Source organism: Lactococcus petauri (assembly GCF_002154895.1).
In the GTDB taxonomy this organism is placed as follows: Bacteria; Bacillota; Bacilli; order Lactobacillales; family Streptococcaceae; genus Lactococcus; species Lactococcus petauri.
Map to the genome: position 1 here is coordinate 1 of NZ_MUIZ01000058.1, position 206 is coordinate 206.

The window sequence follows — 206 nt, forward strand, 5'->3', positions numbered from 1 at the left end:
GGGATGCCTGGACAGCAGAAGATAACTTTGATTCCGCCTTGGATAAAGATGGAAATGCGGTCGACTTCTCACAAGTTAGTGTAGATGCTTCAAAAGTTGATACTTCTAAAGCAGGAACATATGATGTCACTTATACTTATGATGGCGTTACAAGTACAGCCAAAGTCACAGTTAAAGACAAGCAAACAGCGGTAAATGTGCATGAC

The 206-nt window shown here is 41.3% G+C and carries 1 protein-coding gene; it reads left to right on the plus strand.

Features of this window, described 5'->3' with window-relative positions:
• Positions 1-206, plus strand: a 206-nt coding sequence (locus BZZ03_RS11870; protein ID WP_198943965.1) for a bacterial Ig-like domain-containing protein, incomplete at both ends; no start/stop codon positions are given.